The organism is Dyadobacter sp. (genome assembly GCF_039919315.1).
Taxonomy (GTDB): domain Bacteria; phylum Bacteroidota; class Bacteroidia; order Cytophagales; family Spirosomataceae; genus Dyadobacter.
In genome coordinates this window covers 1-26,134 of record NZ_JBDSFX010000014.1, presented here as the reverse complement: position 1 = coordinate 26,134, position 26,134 = coordinate 1, and the positions used below count along the sequence as shown (strand labels likewise).

At 44.0% G+C, this 26,134-nt stretch carries 31 protein-coding genes; 29 read left to right on the top strand and 2 right to left on the bottom strand.

Annotation, left to right across the window (positions count from 1 at the left end; all coding sequences use genetic code 11):
• Nucleotides 1-100 precede the first annotated feature (100 nt).
• From ABIO93_RS04015 to ABIO93_RS03945, 15 genes are all read left to right on the top strand, one after another.
• Nucleotides 101-655, top strand: a complete 555-nt coding sequence (locus tag ABIO93_RS04015; protein WP_348064685.1) for a DUF4126 domain-containing protein — start codon at nt 101-103, stop codon at nt 653-655.
• Nucleotides 656-658: 3 nt separating this feature from the next.
• Entirely contained in the window at nt 659-1,582 is a 924-nt protein-coding gene (locus ABIO93_RS04010) for an AraC family transcriptional regulator (protein WP_348064683.1), read from the top strand.
• A gap of 92 nt (nt 1,583-1,674) precedes the next feature.
• Nucleotides 1,675-3,057, top strand: coding sequence for a glycosyl hydrolase (locus ABIO93_RS04005; RefSeq protein ID WP_348064681.1), 1,383 nt, complete (start codon nt 1,675-1,677; stop codon nt 3,055-3,057).
• Entirely contained in the window at nt 3,054-3,887 is an 834-nt protein-coding gene (locus ABIO93_RS04000; RefSeq protein WP_348064679.1) for a sugar phosphate isomerase/epimerase family protein, read from the top strand. The genes ABIO93_RS04005 and ABIO93_RS04000 overlap by 4 nt, the downstream gene beginning before the upstream one ends.
• Before the next feature lie 49 nt (nt 3,888-3,936).
• The gene (locus ABIO93_RS03995; RefSeq protein ID WP_348064677.1) at nt 3,937-5,082 is read left to right on the top strand and encodes a Gfo/Idh/MocA family oxidoreductase; all 1,146 of its coding nucleotides are present in this window, start codon (nt 3,937-3,939) and stop codon (nt 5,080-5,082) included.
• A gap of 56 nt (nt 5,083-5,138) precedes the next feature.
• Nucleotides 5,139-5,909, top strand: coding sequence for a 3-ketoacyl-ACP reductase (locus tag ABIO93_RS03990; RefSeq protein ID WP_348064675.1), 771 nt, complete (start codon nt 5,139-5,141; stop codon nt 5,907-5,909).
• Nucleotides 5,910-6,029: 120 nt separating this feature from the next.
• Nucleotides 6,030-7,271, top strand: coding sequence for an MFS transporter (locus ABIO93_RS03985; RefSeq protein WP_348064673.1), 1,242 nt, complete (start codon nt 6,030-6,032; stop codon nt 7,269-7,271).
• A 300-nt stretch (nt 7,272-7,571) separates the two neighbouring features.
• Nucleotides 7,572-7,952 carry a hypothetical protein gene (locus ABIO93_RS03980; RefSeq protein WP_348064671.1) on the top strand — a complete coding sequence of 127 codons (381 nt, stop codon included), beginning with the start codon at nt 7,572-7,574 and terminating at the stop codon, nt 7,950-7,952.
• Between the two features lie 475 nt (nt 7,953-8,427).
• Complete coding sequence (locus ABIO93_RS03975) at nt 8,428-9,075, top strand: helix-turn-helix transcriptional regulator (protein ID WP_348064669.1); 648 nt, start codon at nt 8,428-8,430, stop codon at nt 9,073-9,075.
• On the top strand, nt 9,059-10,171 hold the full coding sequence (locus ABIO93_RS03970) for a Gfo/Idh/MocA family oxidoreductase (RefSeq protein WP_348064667.1): 1,113 nt from the start codon (nt 9,059-9,061) through the stop codon (nt 10,169-10,171). Before ABIO93_RS03975 ends, ABIO93_RS03970 begins: the two co-directional genes overlap by 17 nt.
• A gap of 12 nt (nt 10,172-10,183) precedes the next feature.
• Nucleotides 10,184-11,296 (top strand): Gfo/Idh/MocA family oxidoreductase, encoded by a 1,113-nt coding sequence (locus ABIO93_RS03965; protein WP_348064665.1) that lies wholly within the window; start codon nt 10,184-10,186, stop codon nt 11,294-11,296.
• 24 nt (nt 11,297-11,320) lie between these two features.
• Entirely contained in the window at nt 11,321-12,316 is a 996-nt protein-coding gene (locus tag ABIO93_RS03960) for a glycosyl hydrolase family 18 protein (RefSeq protein WP_348064663.1), read from the top strand.
• Nucleotides 12,317-12,367: 51 nt separating this feature from the next.
• On the top strand, nt 12,368-12,820 hold the full coding sequence (locus tag ABIO93_RS03955; RefSeq protein WP_348064661.1) for a hypothetical protein: 453 nt from the start codon (nt 12,368-12,370) through the stop codon (nt 12,818-12,820).
• Between the two features lies 1 nt (nt 12,821).
• The gene (locus ABIO93_RS03950) at nt 12,822-12,998 is read left to right on the top strand and encodes a hypothetical protein (RefSeq protein ID WP_348064659.1); all 177 of its coding nucleotides are present in this window, start codon (nt 12,822-12,824) and stop codon (nt 12,996-12,998) included.
• Between the two features lie 170 nt (nt 12,999-13,168).
• Complete coding sequence (locus tag ABIO93_RS03945) at nt 13,169-13,336, top strand: hypothetical protein (RefSeq protein WP_348064657.1); 168 nt, start codon at nt 13,169-13,171, stop codon at nt 13,334-13,336.
• Between the two features lie 46 nt (nt 13,337-13,382).
• Here the strand turns inward: ABIO93_RS03945 and ABIO93_RS03940 are convergent, their stop codons facing one another.
• Together ABIO93_RS03940 and ABIO93_RS03935 are read right to left on the bottom strand one after the other, a co-directional pair.
• Nucleotides 13,383-13,598, bottom strand: a complete 216-nt coding sequence (locus tag ABIO93_RS03940; protein ID WP_348064655.1) for a helix-turn-helix transcriptional regulator — start codon at nt 13,596-13,598, stop codon at nt 13,383-13,385.
• 36 nt (nt 13,599-13,634) lie between these two features.
• A complete protein-coding gene (locus ABIO93_RS03935; RefSeq protein ID WP_348064653.1) occupies nt 13,635-13,841 on the bottom strand; it encodes a helix-turn-helix transcriptional regulator in 207 nt (68 codons plus the stop codon).
• A gap of 153 nt (nt 13,842-13,994) precedes the next feature.
• On the opposite strand from ABIO93_RS03935, the gene ABIO93_RS03930 reads away from it, so the two are divergent.
• From ABIO93_RS03930 to ABIO93_RS03865, 14 genes are all read left to right on the top strand, one after another.
• Nucleotides 13,995-14,222 carry a SymE family type I addiction module toxin gene (locus tag ABIO93_RS03930; protein WP_348064651.1) on the top strand — a complete coding sequence of 76 codons (228 nt, stop codon included), beginning with the start codon at nt 13,995-13,997 and terminating at the stop codon, nt 14,220-14,222.
• Nucleotides 14,223-14,781: 559 nt separating this feature from the next.
• Entirely contained in the window at nt 14,782-15,135 is a 354-nt protein-coding gene (locus ABIO93_RS03925; protein WP_348064649.1) for a DUF433 domain-containing protein, read from the top strand.
• 138 nt (nt 15,136-15,273) lie between these two features.
• Nucleotides 15,274-15,669 (top strand): HEPN domain-containing protein, encoded by a 396-nt coding sequence (locus tag ABIO93_RS03920; protein WP_348064647.1) that lies wholly within the window; start codon nt 15,274-15,276, stop codon nt 15,667-15,669.
• A complete protein-coding gene (locus ABIO93_RS03915) occupies nt 15,666-16,046 on the top strand; it encodes a hypothetical protein (protein ID WP_348064645.1) in 381 nt (126 codons plus the stop codon). Before ABIO93_RS03920 ends, ABIO93_RS03915 begins: the two co-directional genes overlap by 4 nt.
• 5 nt (nt 16,047-16,051) lie before the next feature.
• Nucleotides 16,052-16,765, top strand: a complete 714-nt coding sequence (locus ABIO93_RS03910; protein WP_348064643.1) for an endonuclease/exonuclease/phosphatase family protein — start codon at nt 16,052-16,054, stop codon at nt 16,763-16,765.
• 812 nt (nt 16,766-17,577) lie between these two features.
• Complete coding sequence (locus tag ABIO93_RS03905) at nt 17,578-17,772, top strand: hypothetical protein (RefSeq protein ID WP_348064641.1); 195 nt, start codon at nt 17,578-17,580, stop codon at nt 17,770-17,772.
• A gap of 148 nt (nt 17,773-17,920) precedes the next feature.
• Nucleotides 17,921-18,808: an oxidoreductase gene (locus ABIO93_RS03900; protein WP_348064639.1), complete on the top strand. Its 888-nt coding sequence runs from the start codon at nt 17,921-17,923 to the stop codon at nt 18,806-18,808.
• 95 nt (nt 18,809-18,903) lie between these two features.
• Nucleotides 18,904-19,713, top strand: a complete 810-nt coding sequence (locus tag ABIO93_RS03895; RefSeq protein WP_348064637.1) for an AraC family transcriptional regulator — start codon at nt 18,904-18,906, stop codon at nt 19,711-19,713.
• 66 nt (nt 19,714-19,779) lie between these two features.
• Nucleotides 19,780-20,700: an SMP-30/gluconolactonase/LRE family protein gene (locus ABIO93_RS03890; RefSeq protein WP_348064635.1), complete on the top strand. Its 921-nt coding sequence runs from the start codon at nt 19,780-19,782 to the stop codon at nt 20,698-20,700.
• Nucleotides 20,701-20,844: 144 nt separating this feature from the next.
• A complete protein-coding gene (locus ABIO93_RS03885) occupies nt 20,845-21,615 on the top strand; it encodes a hypothetical protein (RefSeq protein WP_348064633.1) in 771 nt (256 codons plus the stop codon).
• Between the two features lie 167 nt (nt 21,616-21,782).
• On the top strand, nt 21,783-24,191 hold the full coding sequence (locus tag ABIO93_RS03880) for a TonB-dependent receptor (protein ID WP_348064734.1): 2,409 nt from the start codon (nt 21,783-21,785) through the stop codon (nt 24,189-24,191).
• A gap of 11 nt (nt 24,192-24,202) precedes the next feature.
• The gene (locus tag ABIO93_RS03875) at nt 24,203-25,159 is read left to right on the top strand and encodes a DUF4249 domain-containing protein (RefSeq protein ID WP_348064631.1); all 957 of its coding nucleotides are present in this window, start codon (nt 24,203-24,205) and stop codon (nt 25,157-25,159) included.
• 210 nt (nt 25,160-25,369) lie between these two features.
• Complete coding sequence (locus tag ABIO93_RS03870) at nt 25,370-25,783, top strand: hypothetical protein (protein WP_348064629.1); 414 nt, start codon at nt 25,370-25,372, stop codon at nt 25,781-25,783.
• A gap of 89 nt (nt 25,784-25,872) precedes the next feature.
• On the top strand, nt 25,873-26,134 hold a 262-nt coding region (locus ABIO93_RS03865; protein WP_348064627.1), incomplete at its 3' end, for a hypothetical protein.

Genomic DNA, 26,134 nt, shown 5'->3' with positions numbered 1-26,134 from the left:
AAAGTAAAAAATGTCACCCAAGGATTAAAAAAACTGTTGCTTACCTGGTATCTTTCTCAAATCCATTACCTTACACATCTGACGCTACATCTTTCGAAAAATGGAACTATTACTCAGCATCTGCCTTGGATTGGGCCTCAGCGCAAGCTGCGGTTTCAGAGTATTTCTTCCGATGCTCGTTGCCAATATTGCAGCTATGAATGGCTGGATCACACCTGGCGAGCAGTTTCAATGGCTTACAACCTGGCCCGCATTTTTTGCACTGCTCACCGCAACCGTTCTGGAAATCGGTGGTTACTACATTCCGTTTATTGATAATTTGTTGGACACCATTGCTACTCCGGCAGCAGTAATCGCGGGCACATTGCTGACAACATCGGTAATCCAGATAGACAGCCCTGTACTTCACTGGGGACTAGGACTGATCATTGGAGGAGGGACAGCCGGGCTGGTGCAGGTTGGTACCGGATTGTTACGGTTGTTATCCTCTAAAACTACCGCCGGAATTGGAAATCCTATTGTCTCCACTGCCGAAAATGTCGCTTCATTCAGCTTATCCGGATTGGCTATTTTTCTTCCGGTTATAGCTCTTGTTCTGGTAGTTTTACTGGTTATATGGCTTTTGAAAAGATTAATGAAAATGAAAAAGTCGTAATACATGGTTTCCGTGCCTGATGCAATACCTGTCCATTCTCTTCCGAAAACGCCTAGCCAGGTTCCGGCATTAAGGATTTTCCGGTTTAAAAACAGTCAGGATTTCCAAAGGGAACCGCTTGTGCCTCTGCCTATTACCCCATTACCGACCGACACACCACATCGCCATACCTACTACGAGATCCTGTTCATTGAAGAAGGACAGGGTTACCATGAAATTGATTTTCATTCCTACAATATTCAGGGGGCCGGCCTGCATTTCCTGACACCCGGTCAGGTTCATTTGTTAACTTTTTCGAGTTATTTTCAAGGTTACATTGTCGCTTTTTCAGAGGATTTTTACACTTTTTACAATCCGGTCAATCCATCGTTGTCTCAGCTGCCGTTTTTTCAGCCTGCACGCCGGCAGCCTATCATTACCCTCGATGCTGCCGAAAAAAAGTACTTCCATAATATCATGGAAAATATGGTGTCGGACCATTTGAGTACAGCAACTGACCAGACATTGATCGGCAAATACCTGGGTGTGCTTTTGCAGAAATGTTCTTATTTAATTCAAAAAAATGAGCAACCGGCAGAGTCAGCAGCACATACAGTGCCGGAGCTGGTGGGCCGTTTCCAGGAACTGGTCGAGAAGAATTTCAGGCAAATGCATGAAGTTCAGCAGTATGCGCACGAATTGTCGGTCTCCCCTGATTATTTAAGTAAAATCATCAAGAAATTTCTCGGTACGCCTTCGCAGGAATACATTCTGGATAAGCTGCTATTGGAGGCCAAGCGACTGCTGGTGTTCACCAATTTGAGCAGTAAGGAAATTGCCTACCACATTCACCTGGACGATCCGTCCTATTTCAGCAGGATCTTTAAAAAGAAGACAGGACTCACACCGAACGAATACCGTGATCATGTTCGGAAAAGTACCATTTAATAGCAAATATGTACCTTGCTATGCCTTAACTGGCAATATATCTTTGTATTATCCAAAAATAAAATGGCTAAATAATACTATTGATATAAATTATGCAGATTCGAAACGATCTTACAGCCGCGTCACTCCAATCCAAAATTGACAGATTATGGCAGCTTTCAGCCGAAAAAATCAACCTGATTTCCAGAGAATACGACAACTCCAAAGGAACGCCCGTATTCACCGTCAACGGAAAATATACATTGCGCGGATGGACTGAATGGACGCAGGGCTTTCAATATGGCGCCGAAGTGCTTCAATATGACGCAACAGGAGAATCTGCATTTTTGGAAAGTGCCAGAAAAAATACGGTTACCAGTATGGCTTCTCACGTTGGCCATTTTGGTGTTCACGATCACGGCTTCAACAATGTAAGTACTTACGGAAATTTGCTTCGGTTAATGAACGAAGGCCGCATCCCGGAAAATGAATGGGAGCGCAATTTTTATGAGATAGCATTGAAAATCTCAGGAGCTGTGCAGGCCAAGCGCTGGACAAATGCTAAGAATGGCGAAGGCTACATTCACTCATTCAATGGACCGCATTCTCTGTTTGTGGACACGATCCGCTCGGTACGTGCGCTCATGGTTTCGCATTTGCTTGGTCATAGTTTGATGGGTGAAAATGATTTAAAAACCAGCCTGTTGGAACGCGGAACGTTACATTCTATCGCAACTGCCAAATATTCAGTTTATTACGGCGAAGGCCGCGATAGCTACGATTTATGGGGTAGAACAGCGCATGAAAGCGTTTTTAATACCAATGACGGTAACTACCGCTGTCCCAATTCACAACAAGGCTTCTCAGGTTTCACAACCTGGACGCGCGGACTGGCCTGGGCAATGGTCGGATTTGCTGAACAATTGGAAACACTACCCAGCTTTTCGGACGAAGAACTGGCTCCGCTGGGTGGCCGTAGCGAAATAGAAGCGATTTATTTAAAAGCTGCGAAAGCTACCTGCGATTTTTACATTGCAAACACCGCTTCCGATGGCATTCCATACTGGGATACCGGCGCTCCATTGATTCACAAACTGGGAGATTACACCACGCGTACTTCCGACCCATATAATGAATTTGAACCAATCGACAGTTCTGCGGCTGCTATCGGAGCACAGGGCTTGTTACGTTTAGGTAAATATTTGAATGAAAAAGGCCAGACTGATCAGGGTAATGTGTACTGGCAAGCAGGTTTGACAGCCGTGGATTCGCTCTTCGCCGAACCATATCTGTCGACAGATCCAACACACCAAGGCTTGATCCTGCATTCCATTTATCACCGGCCAAATGGCTGGGATAATATACCGGCTGGTCAGACAATACCGTGCGGCGAGTCCAGCATGTGGGGCGACTACCACGCAAGAGAAGTGGCGCTTTATTTGCATCGGATTAATAACGGGTTGCCTTATTACTCTTACTTGGGCGCTGTGAAATGACAAATTCTGAAAACATAACACTCGACCGTTGCTGCATCCATACCATTACGACCAAGCCCTGGGCTTTGCCGGAGGCGGTGGAAAACTATGCTGCGGCAGGTATAAAAGGCATCAGTGTCTGGCAAAACGCCATTGAGGGAATCGGGCCGCACCGGGCTGGTGAACTGATCCGCAAGGCCGGGCTCAAAATCGTTTCTTACGTACGCGGCGGATTTTTCCCGCATACCAGCAGCGCAGGAAGAGCACAGGCGATTGATCATAACAGAAAGCTACTTGAAGAAGCCGCAGCTTTGGGAGCTCCGATGATCGTACTGGTTTGCGGCGCGTCACCTGATCAGTCCTTGGAAAAATCCAGGGACCAGATCCGGGAAGGCATAGCTGCTATTTTGCCATTAGCCGAAAAATTAGGCGTAAAACTAGCCATTGAGCCGCTTCACCCCATGTATGCTGCCGACCGTTCGGCGATCAATACCATGGGCCAGGCGAATGATATGGCGGAATATTTCAAATCTCCTTTTGTAGGTGTGGCCGTGGATGTCTACCATTTGTGGTGGGACGCTGATCTTGAAAAAGAAATCGCCAGGTGCGGCGCACATGGAAACCTGCTTGCTTATCACGTTTGCGATTGGAAAGTGAACACCATTGATCTGCTCAATGACCGGGGATTAATGGGCGAAGGCTGCATTGATCTGAAAAAGATCAGGGGTTGGGTTGAGGCGACGGGTTTCGATGGGTTTTGTGAAGTTGAGATTTTTTCAAATATCCACTGGGCAAAGGATCAACACCTGTTCCTGAAAGAAATTACTGAGGCATTTGTAACAACAGTTTAATTAAAAAATACCATTCGCTAACCGCTAAAAGCTAACAGCTAAAACAACAATGACAACACATACCATTGGCATCATCATGAACGGCGTTACGGGCCGTATGGGTACAAATCAGCATTTACTAAGATCTATCAAGGCTATTATTGAACAGGGCGGTGTAAAAATTTCTTCTGACGAAGTGATTATGCCTGATCCTATTTTGGTAGGCCGTAATGAAAGCAAACTGCAGGCACTTTGCAAGCAGGCTGGCATTCAGAAATATACTACTGACCTGGATTCCGTAATGTCCGATCCGCATTACCAAATCTATTTTGATGCGCAGGTAACAGGCCGTCGTGCGGCTGCGGTTAAGAAAGCTATTTTGGCTGGAAAACACATTTACTGCGAAAAACCAACCGGTACTACCACTGATGAAGCGCTGGAATTGTATGAACTGGCGACAGCCGCAGGTCTCAAAAACGGTGTGGTGCAGGATAAGCTCTGGTTACCTGGTATGCTGAAACTGAAACGTTTGATGGAGAGTGGTTTCTTCGGAAAAATCCTTTCTGTTCGTGGGGAGTTCGGTTACTGGGTATTTGAAGGTCACAGCATTCCGGCGCAACGTCCGTCATGGAACTATCGCAAGGAAGACGATGGTGGTATCATTGTAGATATGCTTTGCCACTGGAGATACGTTCTGGACAATCTTTTTGGAAAAGTAAAAGCGGTGTCCTGTCTTGGAGCAACCCACATTCCTGAGCGTATCGACGAAAACGGCAAGCCTTATGTATGTACCGCGGATGATGCATGCTACGCGACCTTTGAACTGGAAGGTGATGTAATTGCTCAATTCAACTCTTCATGGACCGTTCGCGTCCGCCGCGACGATCTTTTGACATTGCAGGTAGACGGAACGCATGGCTCGGCAGTGGCCGGACTCCGTGATTGCCACATTCAGCATTATGGTAACACGCCGAAACCTGTGTGGAACCCTGATATCGCGCAGCCTATCCCATTTTTTGACGGCTGGTCTAAAGTACCCGAGCAGGAGATCTTCGACAATGCATTCAAAGCCCAGTGGGAGCTGTTTTTGAAACACATTGTAAAAGACACACCATTCCCATGGGATTTGAAAGCCGGTGCTCGTGGGGTACAGTTGGCCGAAAAAGGCATTGAAAGTTGGGAGAAGCGTCAGTGGGTTAATATTGAGGAGTTGTAAATTTTAATAAGACTTGGCAAGTCTTTTCAGACTTACCAAGTCTCTTTTTTAAAAACATGAAAAAAACAGCACTTATTACAGGAGGAAGCCGAGGTATTGGCTTTGGAATAGCGAAAGCACTGGCGAACGAAGGCTACAACCTGGCGATCAATGGTGTGCGTGATGAAGAAGGTGCGGCCGAGGCGCTAAACGAACTTCGTGAGCTAGGCGCAGAGGTACTTTATTGCCAGGGTAACATCGCGGTAGAAAGTGACCGTGAAGCCATCGTAGAGAAAGCATACTCTGTTTTTGGCCAGATTAATGTGCTGGTTAACAATGCCGGAATCGCCCCACGCCAGCGGCTGGATATCCTGGAAACCACTATTGATAACTACCAGGAAGTGGTGAAAACCAACATGGAAGGACCTTTCTTCCTGACCCAGGCTATTGCCAAACGCATGGCACATGCCAAGGAAAATAATCATGCATTTGATGCCGCCATTATTTTCGTAACCTCCATTTCAGCAACCGTTGCATCCATTAACCGAGGTGAATATTGTATTTCGAAAGCGGGACTGGCAATGACCAATCTGCTTTTCGCAGTAAGAATGGCGGAATATAATATCCCTGTTTTTGAAATCCGCCCGGGTATTATTGCCACTGATATGACTTCCAAGGTACAGGAGAAATACGATAACCTTTTTCAGGGTGGGATCGCACTGCAGCCACGCTGGGGTACACCCGAGGACGTGGGCAAGGCAGTGGCATCCCTGACCAGAGGCGATTTCCCTTACTCTACCGGCCAGGTGATCGGCGTAGATGGAGGAATGTTGATTGATAGGCTGTGAATGGCTGTTAGCGATTAGCTGTTGGCTTTTTGCTGTTGGGTCTTAGCTTTTATTTATCTGAAAGAAACATATTGTCAAACAAGCTAACGGCTAAAAGCTGATAGCTAAAAGCTTCCAACAATGTCTGAAATTCAAAACCCTCGTCCTTCCCTGCTTTCGCAATTGTTACAAGTGCCGGTCATTGTAGCAGCATTGGGTTATCTGGTCGATATGTACGACCTCTTTCTATTTAGTGTCGTTCGCGTGCCCAGTTTGAAAGCGCTGAATGTTCCGACTGATCAGCTATTAACCGAAGGAATCCGTTTGCTCAATTACCAAATGGCCGGAATGCTGATCGGCGGCGTTTTGTGGGGCGTTATCGCGGATAAGCGAGGAAGACTTTCCGTACTTTTTGGCTCTATCATTATGTACTCGCTCGCTAACATTGGCAACGGGTTTGTGACATCATTGGATCAATATGCTATTCTGCGTTTCATTGCTGGCGTCGGCCTTGCGGGAGAGCTCGGAGCTGGAATTACCCTGGTAACCGAAGTATTACCGAAAGAAATCCGCGGATACGGAACCACATTAGTTGCCACATTGGGTGTATTAGGCGCCATACTCGCTTATTTCGTTGCAGATCTGTTCGCATGGCGGATCTCCTATTTCGTCGGGGGCGGTATGGGCTTGTTGCTTTTGGTGCTTCGTTTCAATGTTTTTGAATCTGGAATGTTCCAGCAGGTGAAAGAAAAAACGGTTGACAGGGGAAATATTATGATGATCCTGACCAATGGTAAACGCTTGACAAAATACCTGATGGCTATTTTGGTCGGCCTTCCGATCTGGTTTGTGGTCGGTATCCTCATTACATTCTCACCCGAATTCGGCGCGGCGAAAGGAATCGAAGGCATCAATGCAGGCAAAGCAGTCATGCTCGCATTCTCGGGACAGGTAGCTGGTGACATCGTCAGCGGCTTACTAAGTCAATATCTAAAAAGCCGCAAGAAAGTGATCAGGCTTTTTATACTACTTTCACTTACGATGATGGTCGGTTACCTGATGATACCGATGCAGGATTTGTTTTCCTTTTATCTGATATGTACATTATTGGGGTTCTGCAATGGTTATTGGACGTTGTTTATCACCATCGCAGCCGAGCTTTTCGGAACCAACCTACGGGCGACAGTTGCGACAACTGTTCCGAATTTTGTTCGGGGCGCCACGATCCCGTTGGCAGCGTTGTTCGTCAGCTTCAAGCCAGACATAGGGGTAATTCAAAGCGGACTAGTCATTGGAGTAGCCACATCAGCAGTCGCCCTGCTCGCATTATATTTTCTTGAAGAAACATTTACAAAGGATATGAACTTTGTAGAGAAAGAGTAATAAGTATCGGTTTTAGTTAGGTTTAAAACGGCCGCTGGTTTCAGTGGTCGTTTTTTTTTAACACTTGTTAACATATCGAGAAGCAACATTATGATCTCAGTACGCCTCTCTTTGTTCAAATCATTCAGATAATGTTTAACCGTTCAATTACTCATGAAAGATATCAACCACTCATTTACCTAAAATTTCCACTCCTGTACTTTGTAATACATAGTACCGAAATTCCTGCCACTTTTGTCATGTCCTCAGGGACAAAAAGAAAATAAAAACAATAACAACAGCCATAAAAATAAAATAGCCATGAAAACTTCAGTAAAAACTTTCGCATTCGCATTAGCCTTTATCGCATCTACTTTCGCTGCCAACGCAGAAGACAAAGAGAACAAAAGACCTTCCAGCTTCGGCACTGGCATCTACCCTACCAAAGACGGTAAAATCAATGTCCTGGTAGACAAAGCCAACCTGGAATCAAACACAACCTTGTTACTTAAAAATGAAAATGGTGACGTCGTATATCGCGAAACGGTTAGCAGAGATAACAAGAAATTCGGTCGTGTCCTGAACATGGATCAGATGGAAGCTGGTAAATATAAACTGGACATAATCAGTGGAGACGAAATCCAGTCTAAGTCATTCCAATTGTCAGAGCAAAAAACTGAACGAGTTTTGTCGGTGAAATAATCACTTTTAAGGTTCAATTTGAAAAGCTTCCGGGTTCGCCTGGGAGCTTTTTTTGTTGTTAGTGCCAATCAAAACTGTTACTTATTACGAATACTTGCGTCAAAAGGTCGAAAGCGGAATCATGAAGTTCTATTAAAAGTAGAACTTTTTATCTAAGTTCAACCGGCGATGCAGCTAGAAGGGAAAAGTTTACTAATTCATTTGAAACGTAAAAATCGTGGGAATGACAAATTATGTAAGTCAATTGACCCGCTGATAGCTGACCTGGAAAGTACTGATGTCTTTTGGAAGACTTCCGACTATTACGACGAGATGCCGAAAAAGTGCATAATACCGGTTTCTATTTTATTGATATCCACATTCACCGGGCTCTCGTCATGATAATAATAGAGTCAAACGAAGCAACAATCGTCTGGGCAGGAAGCCATCACGAATATGAAAGAAAATTCAAGAACAATAACAACAGCATTGAAAAATGGCTAATAAACAACAACCTGCTGTAATGACAGCATATGATGTTAGGGAAATAATCCGGAAAGGAGCACTGAAGTCTGAGCTGGAAATGGAACGAGCTGTATGGGCAGAAAGGTCATTACGGCTAATAAGTAAGGATCAGCCAGAGTTGGATTCATTAAGAAAAGAAGTTAGAAACCTGATTATTCAATATGAATCCGTACACTGGTCTGATGTAGAATTGGTTACCGACCAACAGGTTCGAGAAAGTGAATCGGCAGAAAAGCGGGTCAAAAAAGAGTTTAAGTTTTTTCAAAAAAGGAAAGAACTCATTCTCAAAAAATTAAAAAAGTATAAGTTGAATCAAAATGATTTAGGTGAAATCCTAGCTCATGGCAAATCTTACATATCTGAGCTTCTGAATGGGACACGCTCATTTTCAATGAATGATCTGGTCATTATTCACAGATTATTCGATATAAGTCTGGAAGATCTTATATGCATAGAAATATCGGCTGACGTTGAAAAGAGAATCAAGGCAACCTTGGAAAAAGCAGCTGCAAATTCTTCCAAATCAAAAAATCCTTCACAGGTAAGTTCGTTGGTTAAAGCGCTTTATTCCAAAAACGCTTTCCCACCAAACGAATCGCTTTATGAATTCCCGTCGTGACTTTTTGCAAACGCTTTCATTAGGAATCGGAGCCGCCACCCTCACTGATATGACCCCTGCGGTGGCCGTCCCTACTTTTCCTAATGTCCCCGCCGACAAACAACTCCGTGTCGCATTAATGGGCCTCGGCGGCTACGCGAACATTGTGGCAAGAGGGATGAAAGAATGCAAAACCGCAAAACTGGTGGGTATTGTGACCGGTACTCCCTCAAAAGTCCCGGAATGGAAGCAGAAATACGGGATTGAGGACAAGAATATTTACAACTACGAAAATCTCCACGAAATCAAAAACAACCCGGACATCGATCTGGTATACGTGATTACTCCTAACTCCCTGCACCATAAGCATGTATTGCAAGTAGCCGCTGCTGGAAAACATGTGATTTCCGAGAAACCTGTGGCTGATAATGCTAAGCAGGCAAGGGAAATGATCGCCGCCTGTGAAAAAGCTGGCGTGAAATTTTATATTGGCTATCGTCTGCATTTTGAGCCGCACACCCGTGAAGTAGTAAGAATGCGGGAAGCAGGGGAATTTGGGAAAATTATGCACGTCAATAATTATATGGGTTTCAAATCCGGCGATCCAAATCAATGGAGGCTGAAAAAAGCATTGGCTGGCGGAGGTGCGATGATGGACGTAGGAGTTTATGCTTTGAATGGAGCCCGTTATTGCACCGGCGAAGAGCCGATTTGGGTGACGGCGCAGGAATCCAAAACCGATCCCGTGAAATTCAAAGATGTGGACGAAACGATCACTTTTCAATTGGGTTTCCCGAGCGGTATCATTGCCAGTTGTGGCTGTACTTACAATTTCAACCATTCTGAAAGGCTTCACGTCATGGGCGACAAGGGCTGGGCGGAACTTAATCCTGCATTCGGTTATGGCCCAATCCGCGGCATTACGCATAAAGGCCCGATCGAGCAACCAGACGTAAATCACCAGGCCTACCAAATGGACGGAATTGCCGATGCGATCCTGAATGGCAAGCCCGATCCGAATGTAACCGGAGGGGAAGGATTGAAGGATATGATCGTTGTGGATGCCGTTTATGAATCGATCCGCAAAGGTGGAGCCAAAATATTTATCAACAAATAATCACTCATTACTATGGATTCTCGTCGTGATTTTCTTCAAAAACTAACCCTCGGAATTGGCGCTACTGCCCTGGCCGATTTGCCAGCTAACGCCCGCGAACTATATTCAGGACCAAAGGCGGATAAGCAATTACGCGTTGCTATTATGGGACTTGGCAGTTATGGAACGCGGGTTGCGGAGGCGATGAAAGATTGCAAAATGGCAACGCTTGTTGGAGCTGTTTCAGGTACACCTGCCAAGTTGGAAGATTGGAAAAAGAAGTATAATATTCCTGAGAAAAATACTTACAACTACGAGACGGTCAGCCAGATCAAAAACAATCCGGACATTGACATTGTCTATATTACCACGCCTAACTCGTTGCATCACAAACATGTACTGCAAATTGCAGCAGCTGGCAAACACGTTCTTTGCGAAAAACCTGTGGCCGACAATGCGAAACAAACCCGCGAGATGATCGCCGCGTGTGAGAAAGCTGGCGTGAAGTTTTACATTGGTTATCGCATGCATTTTGAGCCACATACCCGCGAGTTGATCCGGATGCGTGAGGCTGGTGAGCTGGGTAAGATCATGCATGTGAACAATTATATGGGTTTCAAATCCGGCGATCCCAATCAATGGAGGCTCAAAAAAGCATTGGCCGGAGGTGGCGCGATGATGGATGTGGGCATTTATGCATTAAATGGCGCGCGATATGCCACGGGTGAAGAGCCGATTTGGGTCACTGCCCAGGAATCCAAAACCGATCCGGTGAAATTCAAGGAAGTGGACGAAACGATTATGTTCCAGCTGGGCTTCCCGAGCGGCGTCATTGCGAGCTGTGGCACGACTTATAATTTCAACAATTACGAAAGGTTATATGTGATCGGCGACAAAGGTTTCGTCGAACTGAGCCCGGCATTCAGCTATGGCCCGATCAAAGGCCGGACGCACAAAGGCCCGATGGACCAGCCTGTGATTACGCACCAAACGCTGCAAATGGATGGGATCGCCGACATTATCCTCAACAACAAACCCGACCCAAATGTAAGTGGGGCCGAAGGATTGAAGGATATGATCGTCGTCGATGCCGTTTACGAATCGATTCGCAAAGGCGGAGCGAAGATTATGTTGGCAGGTAAATAGCATTTCAAACCGCAAAGAATCACCATGAAATTCCCGAAGTTGTTCAAGCAATGCATCTCCGCATTCATGGTGATTCTTGCATTCAATACCAGTTGCAGCAAGAAAAGTGTCACCTTTTCTAAAAATGGCGATACCGATAATCGTTTCAAAGTGATCGGCTATTTACCAAACCGAACGGACCTTGTTGCTGCCTCAAATCAAATTGATTTTGGCAAGATCACGCATTTATACATTGCCTTTATCAATCCCGATTCGCTGGGTAACCTCACAAGAACCGAGAATCTTAAAGAAATCGCGGTGATAGCACATTCCAAAAATGTGAAGATCATGGCTTCCATCGGCGGTGGCGGCGCACCGAAATATTATCCCTCTTTTTTGATTGGAGAAAAGAAAACCAAACTGATCAATGATCTTGTAAATCTGGCAGTTGACAATAACCTCGACGGCATTGATGTAGATCTGGAAGGCGCATTGATCGACGCGAATTACGAAAACTTCGTGATCGACCTCGCAAAAGCACTAAGGCAGAAAAACAAAATGATCACCGCCGCAATCGCGACCGTTTACAAAGACCAGTTTACCGACAAAGCATTGGCGCAATTCGATTTCGTAAACATCATGTCCTACGACCGCACCGGCCCCTGGCGACCTGAGCGCCCCGGTCCGCACGCCCCCTACTCGATGGCCGAAGAAGATCTGAAATACTGGCTGGAAACCCGCAAAATCCCCGAAGAAAAACTTACACTCGGCGTCCCATTCTACGGCTACGGCTTCGGCGGCACTGCTCCTGAAAGTATTTCCTACAAAAACATTCTGCGGCAATATCCTGATTCTATTAACCAGGATCAGATGCATTTGAACGGCGGGATGGTTTATTATAATGGGTTGCCGACGATTAAGAAGAAAACGGAGCTAGCTTTGGACAAGGTTGGAGGGGTGATGATCTGGCAGTTGATGCAGGATAGTACTGGGGTGAAGTCGTTGTTGGGTGGGATTGATGGGGTGGTGAAGGGGAGGTGAATTTTGAGAATTTTTCCATATTTGTCAAACAAAACACACTAATGCCATTAAATGAAATTAGAAAAGTACACACTAACCGCGTCACAAAAGCGTACAGTATTTGAATTCGAATCAATTGGCCCAAAAGGTGCTATTCCTAAGATTGTTGTATTCCAAAAAATGGATACTGACAAATACTTCAACCTGGCATTTGGAGATTTAAACGTTGAAACTGGCGATTTCAATGACCTTGCAACATCGGATAACGGTGATAGTGAAAAGGTCCTAGCCACGGTTGTTCAGGCATTAAAAGACTTTCTAACGGCTTACCCTAATGCAAACGTGTATGCTACTGGAAGTAATGACATTAGAACCAGATTATATCGCATCGGTATTTCGTTGTATGGCGAAGAAACTGCTGAATGGCTGAATATATATGGAGAAAATGACTCTGGTTTTGAACCGTTTGGGTCAGGCAAAGATTATCTGGGGTTTCTTTTTACCAAAAAATCGACTAAATTGTAGTATGCAAAAAACATCATCGACCCCGACAGATCGTAAGTTTTACTCAGTAGTCGATCCTGAGTTGGACAAGTATGAGGGCGTAGTTCTGTTCCCTGATAAACTGGCTATCGCAAACGAAGTTTTGAGAACAAAAGAGCTTCCGAAAGCCTTGCGACCAAAAGTACCTGCCGAAAAGTGACACGTCCCAACATCTTGGTCATTTGCGGAAGAAATAAAAGACGAAGCCGCACGGCCGAGCATATTTTTAAAAACGACTCCCGATTCAATGTTCGATCGGCAGGGTTGAGTCCTCAAAGCAACCGAAAAATTTCTGAGAACGATCTGCATTGGGCTGACTTGGTCCTAGTAATGGAAGCTGATCAAAAGACTAAAATCAGAAAAGTATATCAATATCTCGAATTACCTTCGATCGAAGTGCTCAATATCGCAGATGACTATGAGTTTATGGATGATGAACTTGTTGAAGCATTGACTGTTAAAATGAATGCCTTACTGGATGTTAATTTCGAATTATAAAGTGACAAGTTCTTCCAGACAAGCTTTTGTAATTCGATTTTATCCACTAAGAAGGCAATTCAACTCCTTTGAAAACTGCTTTCAGTAAATCGCAAGGATCAACATCCATCGCAAGAGCAATTAAGTAAAGCTCTTTTGCTCTTAAATGCGAACCTTCCTTCAAAGTCAACTCGCTAAGTCTTGACGCACTAATTCCTGTTTTACGGGAAATCTCAGCTTTGTTAATAGATTTTCTTCCAAGAAAAAGCCCTAATTCAGTCATTTCGGTATTATTGTCTGTGACGTAGCATGAAAATTTTTACCTCGATGGCATAAACAACTCCCGCACATCCACATCCAGCAACCTCGCAATCTCGTAAAAAGTCTCAATCGTAGGCTGCATATCATTTGTGCACCATCTTGAAACGGTGGATTTATCCTTATTAATCGCCTCTGCCAGCCACTTAGCTGACTTATCCCTTTCCGCAAGAACGATCTTAATCCGATTAAACTTCTGCTTAGGCATTAACTCAATGTTTTCGTTTGACGCAAACTTAGTGAAAACTTTAAGTTAATGATAATGAGGGTTTTAAGTTATTAATATGTGTAAATAACGAAATACTATTTTCGTAAAACGAAATTTTAGTTTATTTTTACGAAAACTTAACCATACTTTTACATGCACAAGTTTAAGGATCGTCAATTAAAAATTTATCCAAAATACCAAAGGACTTCCCAATGGCGAACCAAATTCGTTCCAGAAATCAAGCTGTGCGGCGAGTGGCTCAAAAATTTGGGGTTCGATCATGGAGAACACATTACTGTCCGCTTTGAAGATCATAGGTTGATTATTGAACCTGTGGGAGAGTTGAGAAAAAGTCCGCAGTTGGAGATTTGGCAGGATTAAACACTATCGCTTTATTAAAAATAATAAGAGCAACACGCAAAAACTCGCGAGAGCCAATAAGATGCTTAGAACCGTCAAACTTTCCTCTCATCATTTCCCAAAGAAATAAAGGCCGAAATTATCCAACCTCGCATCAATCGCGTAGCGATGAAATATCGGTAGCAACGGTATCCGCCGTATGTTTAAAATCCCGGAGGGATGTAAGATTGTTGCATGCCTGACGGCATTTCGAAAAATTCGTTTGCCGGTTTTCTACCAACATTGTATGCCTAGCGGCATTCGAATACATCAAATGACTAACAAGCTGTGCGGCGAGTGGCTGAAAGATTTGGGGTTCGATCATGGAGAACACATTACTGTCCGCTTTGAAGATAACAGGTTGATTATTGCACCTGTGGGAGAGTTAAGGAAAAGCCCACAGTTGGAGATTTGGGAAGATTAACTATACGGATGAAATCATGGCTAAAAGAAAATCAAGAATGTGGGCAATCCTCCAATCCCAGTCGACCTTCACTCGACCGAGGCTAAATTTGAAGACTTGACGCTGTCTGAGATCAACATGAAAGCAAAAGATATCTTCAAAAATATCCCGAAATCATATAGCGAGTTTAGAACCGCCGACGAGTGGTTACAGGTTCGATATGGGAAGCCTGGATCAGAAACCAGAAAGAGATTTGAAGCGCGAGCCCAGGCTTTTCTTGAGAGTGAATCACCTGAAAGCAGCGCAATCACAGTTGATCCCGAAATCTTAGGTGGCACTCCGGTTTTCTCCGGAACGAGTATCCCTATTCAAAATCTTGTAGACCATTTGACTACCGAGGAATCTATTGAATCCTTTTTAAACGACTTTGACGGTGTTACCAAGTTGCAGGTTATGAGAGTATTGAGAAAGATTCTTCGCTTTCCTGATTGAATCATTAATAAAATTCAGTTACCTCCGGGAAAATTGATCCCAGCCGAAGAATAAATGAAGTTGCACTATCTCCCATGATTTCCATTACTAATGCTACTTTTGGAGACTTTGTAATCTCCTCCATCAAACACACCATTCATGATACCTGTTGATGATTTGAAATGTATTGCATTGGAGCGACTGGCCGACGCCGAGATTCTCCTGCAGGCAAAACGATTTGATTGCGCAGTCTACCTCAGCGGATATTGTATGGAAATTTATCTGAAATATAAAATCTGCCTGACGCTCAACTGGGAAGGATTTCCATCAACTGGAAAAGATTTCGAAAAGTTGAAAAGTATAAGGACACATGATTTGACTGTACTTTTGTCATTATCAGGTTCTGAAAGTTTTATATTGAAGGAGCATTTACTAAGCTGGTCGCCATTGTTGGAATGGAATCCGGAGGTTAGGTATCGGTTGGTTGGCGCTGTAAAGGAAGAAGAAGCAATAGAAATGATACAAAGTGTTAAATTCATGATTGAAATTTTATGAAAGAGATCGTAAAAAAGTTTATTCACATCGAAGAGGAAAGCTCGAGGGAAATGGGAGACTATACATTTTTCGCGCTCTTTTTAAGAGAAAATGCCGCAAATAGATGGGATATTGTTGTTGCCTCCAAATGGATTAACGAGAACAAGAGTGCTGCAAGAAGTTATTTGGCAAAAAAAGTGCAGGACGCGTTGGACGTGACTGAGATTGTGAAAATCAGTCATATCGCGATTTTGGATAATGAACTTTTTGAAGTCCCTGAATTTCTGGAAGACGTTTCCGTTCAGCATGGTTCTATCCGTTTCAAAGACGAAGAATTTTCAGGACAGCAAATTGAGCGTGGTTATGTGATTACGGTGAACAGCAACCAAGCTGCCTAACCCCCATGCGGCTCATCACCTGGAACTGCAACATGGCATTCCGCAGGAAAGCCGATCTGATCCTCTCCTACCAGCCGGATATCCTGGTTGTACCTGAATGTGAATGTCCCGATAAGCTGCTGTTTCCAGCCAATACGCCCAAGCCGACGGATGTTTTATGGTTTGGGAAAAACAACAATAAAGGACTTGCTATCTTTTCGTATAGTGACTACCGCTTCCGGGTTCTTGATAATCACAATGCGGATTTGCGGATGATCATTCCGATTTATGCTACAAACGGACATTTTGATTTCAATCTATTTGCGATTTGGGCCAACAATCCCGACGATAAGGATGGCCAATATGTGGAGCAAGTTTGGAAAGCGGTTTTACACTATGACAGCCTGATTTCCAATACGAAAACGATCCTGATCGGAGATTTTAACAGCAATACGATCTGGGACAGAAAGTCGAGGATCAGCAATCATTCAGATTTGGTGAGGTTATTGGAAAAGAAAGGTGTCCATAGCACGTATCATTTGCATCACAAACAAACCCAGGGCGCAGAAGAACATCCAACATTATACCTATACCGGCACCAAAACCGGCCCTATCACCTAGATTATTGCTTTGTTTCAGAAGATATGTCCGAAAAACTGGAATCCGTCGAAGTCGGTGATTTTGATTTCTGGACAAAATATAGCGATCACGTTCCGGTGATTGTGACTTTTAGAGAATGAAAGGCTTGCTTTCTTGCGTTAAGGATAGTGTTTCTTTTTTTGCGAAAAACGGTAATAAAAAGAGGGAAAATGAATGCTGATTCTGGAAATTTTTCAGAAGTCTATTATGAAGGCTGTTTTGCAAGAATTGGGAGCGATTTGAATTTACCAGCAACCATTTAATAACTGATATAGGCATATTGATAATTAGTGTTTGAATTCGAAATTTGGCTCATTAGCTTCCCACCATTAAGTAAACTATTCCCTCTTAATGTGTCTAATTTATCAAATTCTTACCTGGTCAGCGAAGATAAATCCTCATTTGAATACCGATTTTTCTTCCTGAGCAAAGGTGCAAATACAGTTCTCAAAGCAGTTCAATATACTTACGCGCACAAATTTGAAGATAGGAATGTGTATAACCTTGGATTTGGAGACTATGATCGTAGCGGAGATCGGATCCAAGATAAAATTCATACAAATAACGGCGATGCCTATAAAGTCTTTAACTCGGTAATATCGACGACACCGATGTTCTTCGAAAAATTTAGTGATGATATTTTGATGGTTCTTGGAAGTGACGGAGGATCTGAATTTGCCGAAAATTGTAAAAGGACTTGCATAAAAAAGTGTGAATCGTTTTGCAGGAAATTCAATCAGAGAATAACAATCTACCGAAACTATGTTGAAAAGAATTTCGTGGAATTAAGTCGTACATATTGGTTCTTAGGTGGTTACATAATAGTTAATACCCATATCGTGACTGAAAGGTACATTTTAGGAAGGAATTATGATGCTATTTTAATCTTTAAGAAATAATCATAACTTTAAGTATGGAAACAACAGAAAAACAACTGAGCGGAATGACCGAGGCCGAAGAAAAAGAGTTCCTAAATATGGTTCTCGAAAAGACCCGCGGTAGAGATCTCTTCCCTGAAAAAACCGCAAGAGCCCGCGAGTTCTTAAAAGCACTCGAAGCGAACGGCCAAAGGTTAATCCCTGAGAATTTCAAAGGTGTCAGGAGCTGACACCTTTTTTAATGCACATACCTAAGAAGCTTGGCGAACTAGGCTTAAAATCAGTGAGCTTTTCAACAAACCAATTTTGAGCTTTTCAGCAAACTCACACGCTTAGTTTCTACCGACCTTTGTTATCGTTAATTCAAAAGGAAAAACGATGACAAAGGTTTGGTTTATTACAGGCAGCTCCCGCGGATTGGGAAAAAGCCTCACAGAAGCAGTGCTCAGAAATGGTGATAAAGTTGCCGCCACAGCACGCAATACACAACAATTGGACGAGTTAGTTCAGCAATTTCCGGATCAGATCTATCCGATTCAGCTGGATGTGACCAACAAAGAAAAGATTTACTCGGCAGTCGCAGACACAATTACGCACTTTGGTAAAATTGATGTTCTGGTAAACAATGCAGGCTTTGGTATCACCGGTGCTGCAGAGGCATTTACCGACGAGCAGGTAAAAAGTCAATTGGATACGAATCTATATGCGCCAATCGAAGTGACCCGCGCGGTGTTACCGCATATGCGCAAGCAGCGTTCGGGTAATATTTTACAAATCAGTTCCATAGGCGGGCGTGTTGGTGGGGCGGGACTTACCATGTACCAAGCGGCCAAATTCGGTCTCGTAGGATTCAGCGAAGCACTTTCCAAAGAAGTTTGGCCATTGGGTATTAAAGTGACCTGCGTGGAACCCGGCGGCTTTCGCACGGATTGGGCAGGATCTTCCATGAGTTTTGCACCAAATGTGGAAGGGTATGAGTCGACGGTTGATGGTGTAAAAGGATTTTTTGATAACGGAAATTTTGTTCCAGTGGGCGATCCCGACAAAGCCGCGAAAGTGATGATTGAACTTGTTAATCATCAGGAGCCTCCTTTACACCTGATTTTAGGCAGCGAGGCGGTTGAAATTTTGGAGCGTGCAGATGCCGGGAGAAAAGCCGAATTTGAAAAATGGAAGCCGGTCAGCATTTCAACAGATCATGATGATGCCGAAAATTTCTTTGAATCGGAGGCTGCCAAAGCATATGCTAAAATGAAAGGAATTTAAACTTTCGAACTGGCACATTAAATCGCCTAACACGAAACAGCATTGCGGAACAAAACGGGCCTGCGATGCTGTTCCTATTACCTATTTCTACAGCTATGAGCCAACAAACAGAAGCGTCCAAATTTTCGCAAATTGTGTACTCCTGCTATTTTGCCAGAAGCAGGGAAGGAGAGCAGTTTGTACAGGAACATGTGCTGAGTTACCAGATCGCCGGAACGCTTGTCGTCAATGACGGCGTGAATGATATCATTTCCAAGGAAGGCGATTTTAGGTTTACCAGGCGAAATAATTTAGTCAAGTTCAACAAACAGCCACCTGAAAACGGGGAATTCAAAGCAATTTCGATTTATCTGGATCAGGAAACGCTCCGCAATTTTAGTCTGGAATATGGTTATAATGCTACTCCGCATCAGAATAGCAAAGCTGTTGTAGAGCTTAAATCCGACAAACTGCTCCAAAGTTTCGTCGATTCATTGATGCCCTACCGGGAATTTCAGCCGCCGAACAACCCGCAACTGACGTCTTTGAAATTGAAGGAAGCCATTCTCGTTCTACTGCAGACCAATCCTGAAATGAAGGATGTCTTGTTTGATTTCAGCGATCCGGGCAAGATTGATCTCGAAGGATTTATGAATCAGAACTTTCATTTCAATGTGCAATTGAAGCGTTTTGCCTATCTCACGGGAAGAAGCCTCGCAACATTCAAGCGCGATTTTGAAAAAATATTCCATATTTCTCCCAGCCGTTGGCTACTGCAAAAAAGACTGGAAGCAGCACATTACCTGATCAAAGAAAAAGGGAAAGCTCCTTCCGAGGTGTATCTGGAAACTGGTTTTGAAGACCTTTCGCACTTCTCTTTTGTTTTTAAAAAGGCTTATGGTGTCGCTCCATCGCGTGTCGCATAAGTAAGGAACGAGAATCTGCGTACTTTTAAGGCAACCGGGACCAACTTAACCCGGCATTGTTTTGATATGAAAAAGTCAGCAGGTTTTTATTCAATTTTACCCGGGCTAGCTGCATTGCTCCTTCCGGCTTTACTTTCAGCACAGATCATGGATTCGAAATCGATAGTTGCACCTGGTGCGCAAGTTGAAAAACTCGGCGATGGTTACAAATTCACCGAAGGGCCCGTCGCCGATAAAGATGGAAATGTATTTTTCACAGATCAGCCCAATAACAAAATCATTCGCTGGGATGCGGAGACGAGCAAATTCAGTGTTTTCTCTGACAATGCAGGTCGCGCGAACGGGATGTATTTTGACAAAAAAGGAAATCTTGTCGCCTGCTCGGATGAAGATAACCAGGTTTGGTCTTTTGATAAAAATGGTAAGCCTACTGTTTTGGTAAAAGATTATGAAGGCAAACTTTTAAATGGCCCAAATGATCTCTGGATTGACCCAAAAGGTGGCATTTACCTCACAGATCCTTTGTACAAACGTGATTACTGGAAGCGCGACCCGAAAATGCAGCAAGACGGAGAATACGTGTATTACCTTGATCCAAAAGGCAAAAACATGACAAGGGTAGAAGCTAATATTAAAAAACCCAATGGTATTATTGGCACTAAAAACGGCAAAACATTGTATGTCGCGGACATCGGTGACAGCAAGACCTATAAATACGACATTCAGAAAGACGGTACATTAACTAACCGTACACTTTTCGTTTCAAAAGGCTCCGACGGAATGATCCTTGACGCGGAAGGAAATTTATACATTACCGGAAAAGGAGTGACTGTTTTTGACCCAAAAGGTGAACAAATCGCCCATTTCCCTATTCACAATGGTTGGACCGCTAACATCTGCTTCGGTGGAAAAGACAATGATATGCTCTTTATCACTGCGGAAACGGCGGTTTATGGGTTGAAGATGAAGGTGAAGGGGGTGAACTAAACTTCGGCATTCGGCAATCGGCTCTCGAAAATAGGGCCTATTGTTAATTGTCAACTTACCTACGTTCACTCAAAAGCGAAACCTGCGTTTCCAACTTCTACGGCATTTCTTGTATCATGGCTAGTATAATAAAAACGATTAGCCATGATACAAAATTTCAAATTCTCTCCTCAGGCCGCCGCAGCAAAAGCTGCGCTTTTAAGTATTTTAGTGTATACATCATCTTGCCATACTGCCGAACTGGCAGTTGACAATGACCTTAAAAATGAGACGGAAGTTTATCTCGTAAAAGGCCGACAGGGTACTCAGATTGGGCAGGTCATTTCTTTTGGCGATTTTAAAACTAGCAAAGTAAAGCGCGGCTGGACTTTCAGTTATTCCATTCCATTTATCGTAAAATTCAACGGAGCGAAAGAGAAATTGAGCTTTGAGCAATTTGACCCAAATGGTAACACCGCGGATGTTGCTCTGGTTAGCCGTTTCAAAGAAACCGAGTACGCCTCCTTAAATGATTATTTTTCAATTTCTTTGAACTACAAAAATTATTTTGCTGGCTCAATTAAGCTTAATACTCAGGAAGAAGCCTGGGAGTTCATCGTGCACAATGTGGATGGCGGGAGTAGGAACCTTGGAAGAGATAAGACAATCGGCTTTTTACAAAATGGTGCAACAAAAGTTGATATTTATGGCGTAAGGCAGCTAGAAGGCTCGCCTTCTTTTGTCACACAGGATGATGTATATGGTTATGCATTTCATCTCAATGGGAAAATAATCGGCACCGTGTCTACCATTAATAATGGCAAAGTTTGGCTCAAAAATGGCCTCAGCGACGATTTGAAGTTGATTTTAGCAAGCATTTCTTCTGGGCTAATGCTGCGCAATGTTATGGAGGGCAACACTTTGAGCATGAAATAAATGGTGATTTCTGCGTGGTTACGAGCCAATTCACTGACTCCAATCACGCAGAATTTAAGTATATCCAGATTAGTGAATAGTTAAGATCACATGTCGCCTTTCCCTTTACAATGATCCATACTATATACCTGAGCAAGTCGTTACAAAAGGGAATCAGCTTTCCTGCTATGCGATTAATTTTTACGGCAACATTCCTTTTCATTTCAATCATCGCCTTCGCTCAGGAACGGGTCACTATCAGCGGGTTTGTGAAAGAACAGGGCAGTCAGGAGCAATTGCCTGGTGTCAATGTATATTTGGAAGGCACGCCTTATGGAGCGGTAACTAATACTTACGGCTTTTATTCCCTCACTGTCCCCGCTGCTGATTCCGCAACCGTTTCATTTTCGTTTGTTGGCTACGAAAAAACCGATCGTCGCGTTGGTTTGACCAAAAACAGAGAGCTTAATATCTTTCTTAAAACCGTAAACCAGCTGGAAGAGGTAGTCGTTTCGGCCCGGCGGCAGGAGGATTATGTAAGCCGGTCTGTGCAAATGAGCAAGATAGAAATCCCCATCGCACAGCTCAAAAAAGTACCTGCATTCTTTGGTGAAAAAGATGTACTGCGTGTTTTGCAGCTCATGCCCGGTGTTCAAAAAGGAACTGAGGGTCAAACCGGACTGTACGTGCGGGGAGGTGGACCTGATCAAAACCTGATCATTATGGATGATGCGGTGGTTTACAATGCCAATCACCTCTTTGGTTTCTTTTCCATTTTCAACAGTGATGCCCTGAAAAGCGTGGAGCTTACGAAAGGGGGCTTTCCGGCGAGGTACGGCGGCCGTTTATCGTCCGTTCTGGAAATGAATATGAAGGAAGGCAGTAAGGATAAGCTGCACGGCGAAGGCGGAATCGGGCTGATATCTTCACGTCTGACGTTAGAAGGGCCCATATCAAAAGGCAAATCCTCATTTCTGATTTCCGGACGCAGAACTTACATTGATGTGCTAGCCTCGCCTTTCATTGCCAGGCAGCAACGTGGAGTCGACAGCCAGGTAAAACCGGGCTACTATTTTTACGATCTCAATGCCAAAATGAATTACGACCTGGGCAGCAAGGATAAGCTGTATGTCAGCGGATACTTCGGGCGGGACAAATTTTATGCGCGCGAAAAAAGCAGTTCATCCGAAACCAAGGCCGGGCTGGATTGGGGAAATGCCACTGCTACGATGCGCTGGAACCATGTTTTGAACCAAAAGCTTTTCGTCAATACATCGTTGATTTTCAGCAATTTCAACTTCGGCGTTTCCAGTTATTCCAAAGATATCAGAAGTGACGGCACCACAGAGGATGAATTCAGCCTTGACTATAATTCCAAGATCAGGGACCTGGGTGTCAAAACGGACTTTGACTTTTACCCTTCCACCAGGCATGCCATCAAATTTGGAGCGCAGGCTACATTCCACAAGTTTATACCATCCGCACTGGCCATCGAAGGCTCATTCATCGACAACCCAATAGAACGCTCTGTCAAGCCCGTCAATGCAGTGGAAGCTGGGATTTATCTCGAAGACACCTGGCAGGCATCCGATGCGCTGAAAATTAACGCCGGTCTCAGATTAAGTTCTTTCCAAACGCAAAGCAAAACTTACATTCGCCCGGAGCCACGGATCTCCGCTGCATTGAGACTGGCGCAGGATTTTTCCTTCAAAGCTTCCTATGCCCAGATGAACCAATACGTTCATTTACTTTCCAACACCGGCCTCGGGCTTCCTACCGACCTCTGGGTACCGACGACCGACCGCGTAGCTCCACAGCAATCGAAACAGATAGCGGCGGGATTTGCAAAAGACCTCGAAAAACCTGCTGTTACGCTCACATTGGAAGGTTATTACAAGAGAATGGATAACATTCTGAACTATAAGGAGGGCTCTTCTTTTTTAAGTATCAATGGTGAAAATGCCAACGAGCTGAGTTGGGAGGACAATGTCACGGCTGGCAAGGGCTGGTCTTACGGCGCAGAATTCCTGATACAGAAAAAAACGGGAAGGTTTTCGGGCTGGATTGGCTATACATTATCATGGACCTACTGGAAATTTCCCGAGCTGAACTTTGGAAAAACATTCTTCCCGCGTTACGACCGACGTCATGACCTCTCGGTGGTGGGTATTTATGAAATTAGCAAAAGGATCACGCTTTCCTCCACCTGGGTGTACGGAACAGGCAACGCACTCACGCTGCCTGTGGCTACCTACACGGCTGTAAGCGATAACTTTATGACCCGTTTTAATCCAAATGGCAAACCTGCCATTGGCTGGAATGGCCCTACTGTGAGTGAATACGGACAAAAAAACAGCTTCCGGGCAGAACCATTCCATCGTATGGATTTTGCCATTCAGTTTCACAAAAACAAAAAACGGCATGAACGGACCTGGGAATTCGGCGTTTACAATGCGTACAACCGAAGGAATGCATTCTTCTACGACATTGAGGAAGAGACTACCGTGAATGGTAGCACCACCTCCACCAAAAACACTTTGAAACGGTATTCACTTTTCCCGGTGCTGCCTTATTTCAGCTATAATTTCAAGTTTTAAGTTTCGAGCTCATGAGGTTTGCGTATAACATTTTAATTCTGTTAATGGCCGGGCTTTTTGCCTGTGAATCGCTTATTACCGACATTCCTGCTTCCAAACTTCCGAAGAGTGAGTCTAAGCTGGTGGTGCAATCGTTTATTTCCCCTCAGGCTACCCGCATTAATGTGGTTGTTACGGAATCAGTTCCGCTATTTGGTGAAATTACCAGTTCCAGAGGGAGCGTGATCCGAAACGCCATCGTTAAAATCTCGGATGGTGTCCACGAAGCCGTAATCCCCTTTGATACCGCCAGCCAGTTATACAGCATTGACAAGGCCCTTTTTGTAATTGCCGCATCCAAAACTTACACATTGAACGTATCGGATGGCAAAAGGACGGTAACATCCAGCTGCACGGTACCGGAAAAACAAGCATTCACCAAAACCTACGTGATCGATACTTCTTTGTCCAGAAACGGGTATGACACGGATACTGCCCTAACCCTCAAAATGACCTGGGACGATATTGTTGGCGACATTAACTTTTACAGGGTGAAAGCTTCCGTGGATCTCGAATACAGTATTCCGGAAGGAAACAGCGCAGAGACTTTTAAAGAAAGACGGGTGAGAAACCGCTTCAATTTTAGATGGGACGAAACCATTGGGAGAAACGACTACCAAAGCGATCTTAATATCGATGGGGTCACTTTCACATCGCCTGTCGGACGGGCTTCGCTACCCCAGGTAGTGACCTATGACTATGGTAATGGCAGCAAATTCACGGTTTATCCCAAAGCCAAGATTATTACGGTCACAATGGAAATCTATAACACGGACGAAAACTATTTCAAATACAATCGCTCACTCGAGACGCGCGGAAGTTCGGACAATCCATTTGTAGAGCCATCACTGATATTCACCAACATCAATGGCGGACTGGGCTGCTTCGCTGCCTACAACGCAGGTCAGGCCATATACCGCCCCAAATAAGTACCAGACAAACTTACTATTACACAGTTTAGGGTTCTACATTTTCTGGAAAAATGAGGTCAAAGTACCTCAAAATGTACGGCTGATTTTCTAATCCAACGGCTTCCAAGACTTCCCCGGTAAGGCATGCTTTTTTGACATTTGGTCTGTAAACGTCACTATCAGTTTACGGATACAGACCATTTTTATAAAATCTTAAATGACTTACTTATGGACTTGCAAGGAACAGATCAGGATAAGATCAAAAAATCGAATCCTTCCAATAAAAACATGAGTGAACCAGATACACTCATTGAAACGCTACAAGATTTACAGGAACAGGGCTTTACATACGATTTTAACCTCACTGCCCACTCGCTGGAAATTCACAAAGACGACGGAATATGCCTGACGCTGTCACCCGATGATTTTGACATTGTACACGTTTACCGTTTCGAAGGCATGACGAATCCTTCCGATATGTCCATCCTATACGCGATTGAATCCAAAGATGGCCTAAAAGGCACATTGGTAAGTAGCTATGGCGTATATGCCGATGCGATGTCCAATGAAATGATCCGGAAACTGGATACGAGAAGTTCTCTGATCGTTCATCACCCGGAAGATGATGATATTGCGCATTGAATCAAATAGCGTATCTTATCGTCAGTTAACCAGAAGATGTTGCTTTACCATGAAAGATGGTCAGGCGGCATCTTTTTATAAATAAATACATGAGAATCACCCCCTTCCTCAGATTTAAAACATTGACTGTTTCCATTGCATTGCTAAGTTTCGGTTGTAGCAAGGAGAAGCCCGTCACTACCGGGCTGGATGGTCACTATATTAACCGTACATTTCTCGAAGCTTCCAGGGATTCCGTGCCGGGATTGATCGGAAATTATTGTCACGAGCTCAATTTTGTAAGTAAGGACAGCGTCCGGATCTTCTTCGGATTTGAAGAAGCGCTATTCAGGTATGAAAAATCAGGTGATA

Bases quoted from the DNA above. Each gene is read 5' to 3' on its own strand.
- ABIO93_RS04015 (WP_348064685.1), top strand. From the start codon at position 101: ATGGAACTATTACTCAGCATCTGCCTTGGATTGGGCCTCAGCGCAAGC.
- ABIO93_RS04010 (WP_348064683.1), top strand. From the start codon at position 659: ATGGTTTCCGTGCCTGATGCAATACCTGTCCATTCTCTTCCGAAAACG.
- ABIO93_RS04005 (WP_348064681.1), top strand. From the start codon at position 1,675: ATGCAGATTCGAAACGATCTTACAGCCGCGTCACTCCAATCCAAAATT.
- ABIO93_RS04000 (WP_348064679.1), top strand. From the start codon at position 3,054: ATGACAAATTCTGAAAACATAACACTCGACCGTTGCTGCATCCATACC.
- ABIO93_RS03995 (WP_348064677.1), top strand. From the start codon at position 3,937: ATGACAACACATACCATTGGCATCATCATGAACGGCGTTACGGGCCGT.
- ABIO93_RS03990 (WP_348064675.1), top strand. From the start codon at position 5,139: ATGAAAAAAACAGCACTTATTACAGGAGGAAGCCGAGGTATTGGCTTT.
- ABIO93_RS03985 (WP_348064673.1), top strand. From the start codon at position 6,030: ATGTCTGAAATTCAAAACCCTCGTCCTTCCCTGCTTTCGCAATTGTTA.
- ABIO93_RS03980 (WP_348064671.1), top strand. From the start codon at position 7,572: ATGAAAACTTCAGTAAAAACTTTCGCATTCGCATTAGCCTTTATCGCA.
- ABIO93_RS03975 (WP_348064669.1), top strand. From the start codon at position 8,428: ATGGCTAATAAACAACAACCTGCTGTAATGACAGCATATGATGTTAGG.
- ABIO93_RS03970 (WP_348064667.1), top strand. From the start codon at position 9,059: ATGAATTCCCGTCGTGACTTTTTGCAAACGCTTTCATTAGGAATCGGA.
- ABIO93_RS03965 (WP_348064665.1), top strand. From the start codon at position 10,184: ATGGATTCTCGTCGTGATTTTCTTCAAAAACTAACCCTCGGAATTGGC.
- ABIO93_RS03960 (WP_348064663.1), top strand. From the start codon at position 11,321: ATGAAATTCCCGAAGTTGTTCAAGCAATGCATCTCCGCATTCATGGTG.
- ABIO93_RS03955 (WP_348064661.1), top strand. From the start codon at position 12,368: ATGAAATTAGAAAAGTACACACTAACCGCGTCACAAAAGCGTACAGTA.
- ABIO93_RS03950 (WP_348064659.1), top strand. From the start codon at position 12,822: ATGCAAAAAACATCATCGACCCCGACAGATCGTAAGTTTTACTCAGTA.
- ABIO93_RS03945 (WP_348064657.1), top strand. From the start codon at position 13,169: ATGGAAGCTGATCAAAAGACTAAAATCAGAAAAGTATATCAATATCTC.
- ABIO93_RS03940 (WP_348064655.1), bottom strand. From the start codon at position 13,598: ATGACTGAATTAGGGCTTTTTCTTGGAAGAAAATCTATTAACAAAGCT.
- ABIO93_RS03935 (WP_348064653.1), bottom strand. From the start codon at position 13,841: ATGCCTAAGCAGAAGTTTAATCGGATTAAGATCGTTCTTGCGGAAAGG.
- ABIO93_RS03930 (WP_348064651.1), top strand. From the start codon at position 13,995: ATGCACAAGTTTAAGGATCGTCAATTAAAAATTTATCCAAAATACCAA.
- ABIO93_RS03925 (WP_348064649.1), top strand. From the start codon at position 14,782: ATGAAAGCAAAAGATATCTTCAAAAATATCCCGAAATCATATAGCGAG.
- ABIO93_RS03920 (WP_348064647.1), top strand. From the start codon at position 15,274: ATGATACCTGTTGATGATTTGAAATGTATTGCATTGGAGCGACTGGCC.
- ABIO93_RS03915 (WP_348064645.1), top strand. From the start codon at position 15,666: ATGAAAGAGATCGTAAAAAAGTTTATTCACATCGAAGAGGAAAGCTCG.
- ABIO93_RS03910 (WP_348064643.1), top strand. From the start codon at position 16,052: ATGCGGCTCATCACCTGGAACTGCAACATGGCATTCCGCAGGAAAGCC.
- ABIO93_RS03905 (WP_348064641.1), top strand. From the start codon at position 17,578: ATGGAAACAACAGAAAAACAACTGAGCGGAATGACCGAGGCCGAAGAA.
- ABIO93_RS03900 (WP_348064639.1), top strand. From the start codon at position 17,921: ATGACAAAGGTTTGGTTTATTACAGGCAGCTCCCGCGGATTGGGAAAA.
- ABIO93_RS03895 (WP_348064637.1), top strand. From the start codon at position 18,904: ATGAGCCAACAAACAGAAGCGTCCAAATTTTCGCAAATTGTGTACTCC.
- ABIO93_RS03890 (WP_348064635.1), top strand. From the start codon at position 19,780: ATGAAAAAGTCAGCAGGTTTTTATTCAATTTTACCCGGGCTAGCTGCA.
- ABIO93_RS03885 (WP_348064633.1), top strand. From the start codon at position 20,845: ATGATACAAAATTTCAAATTCTCTCCTCAGGCCGCCGCAGCAAAAGCT.
- ABIO93_RS03880 (WP_348064734.1), top strand. From the start codon at position 21,783: ATGCGATTAATTTTTACGGCAACATTCCTTTTCATTTCAATCATCGCC.
- ABIO93_RS03875 (WP_348064631.1), top strand. From the start codon at position 24,203: ATGAGGTTTGCGTATAACATTTTAATTCTGTTAATGGCCGGGCTTTTT.
- ABIO93_RS03870 (WP_348064629.1), top strand. From the start codon at position 25,370: ATGGACTTGCAAGGAACAGATCAGGATAAGATCAAAAAATCGAATCCT.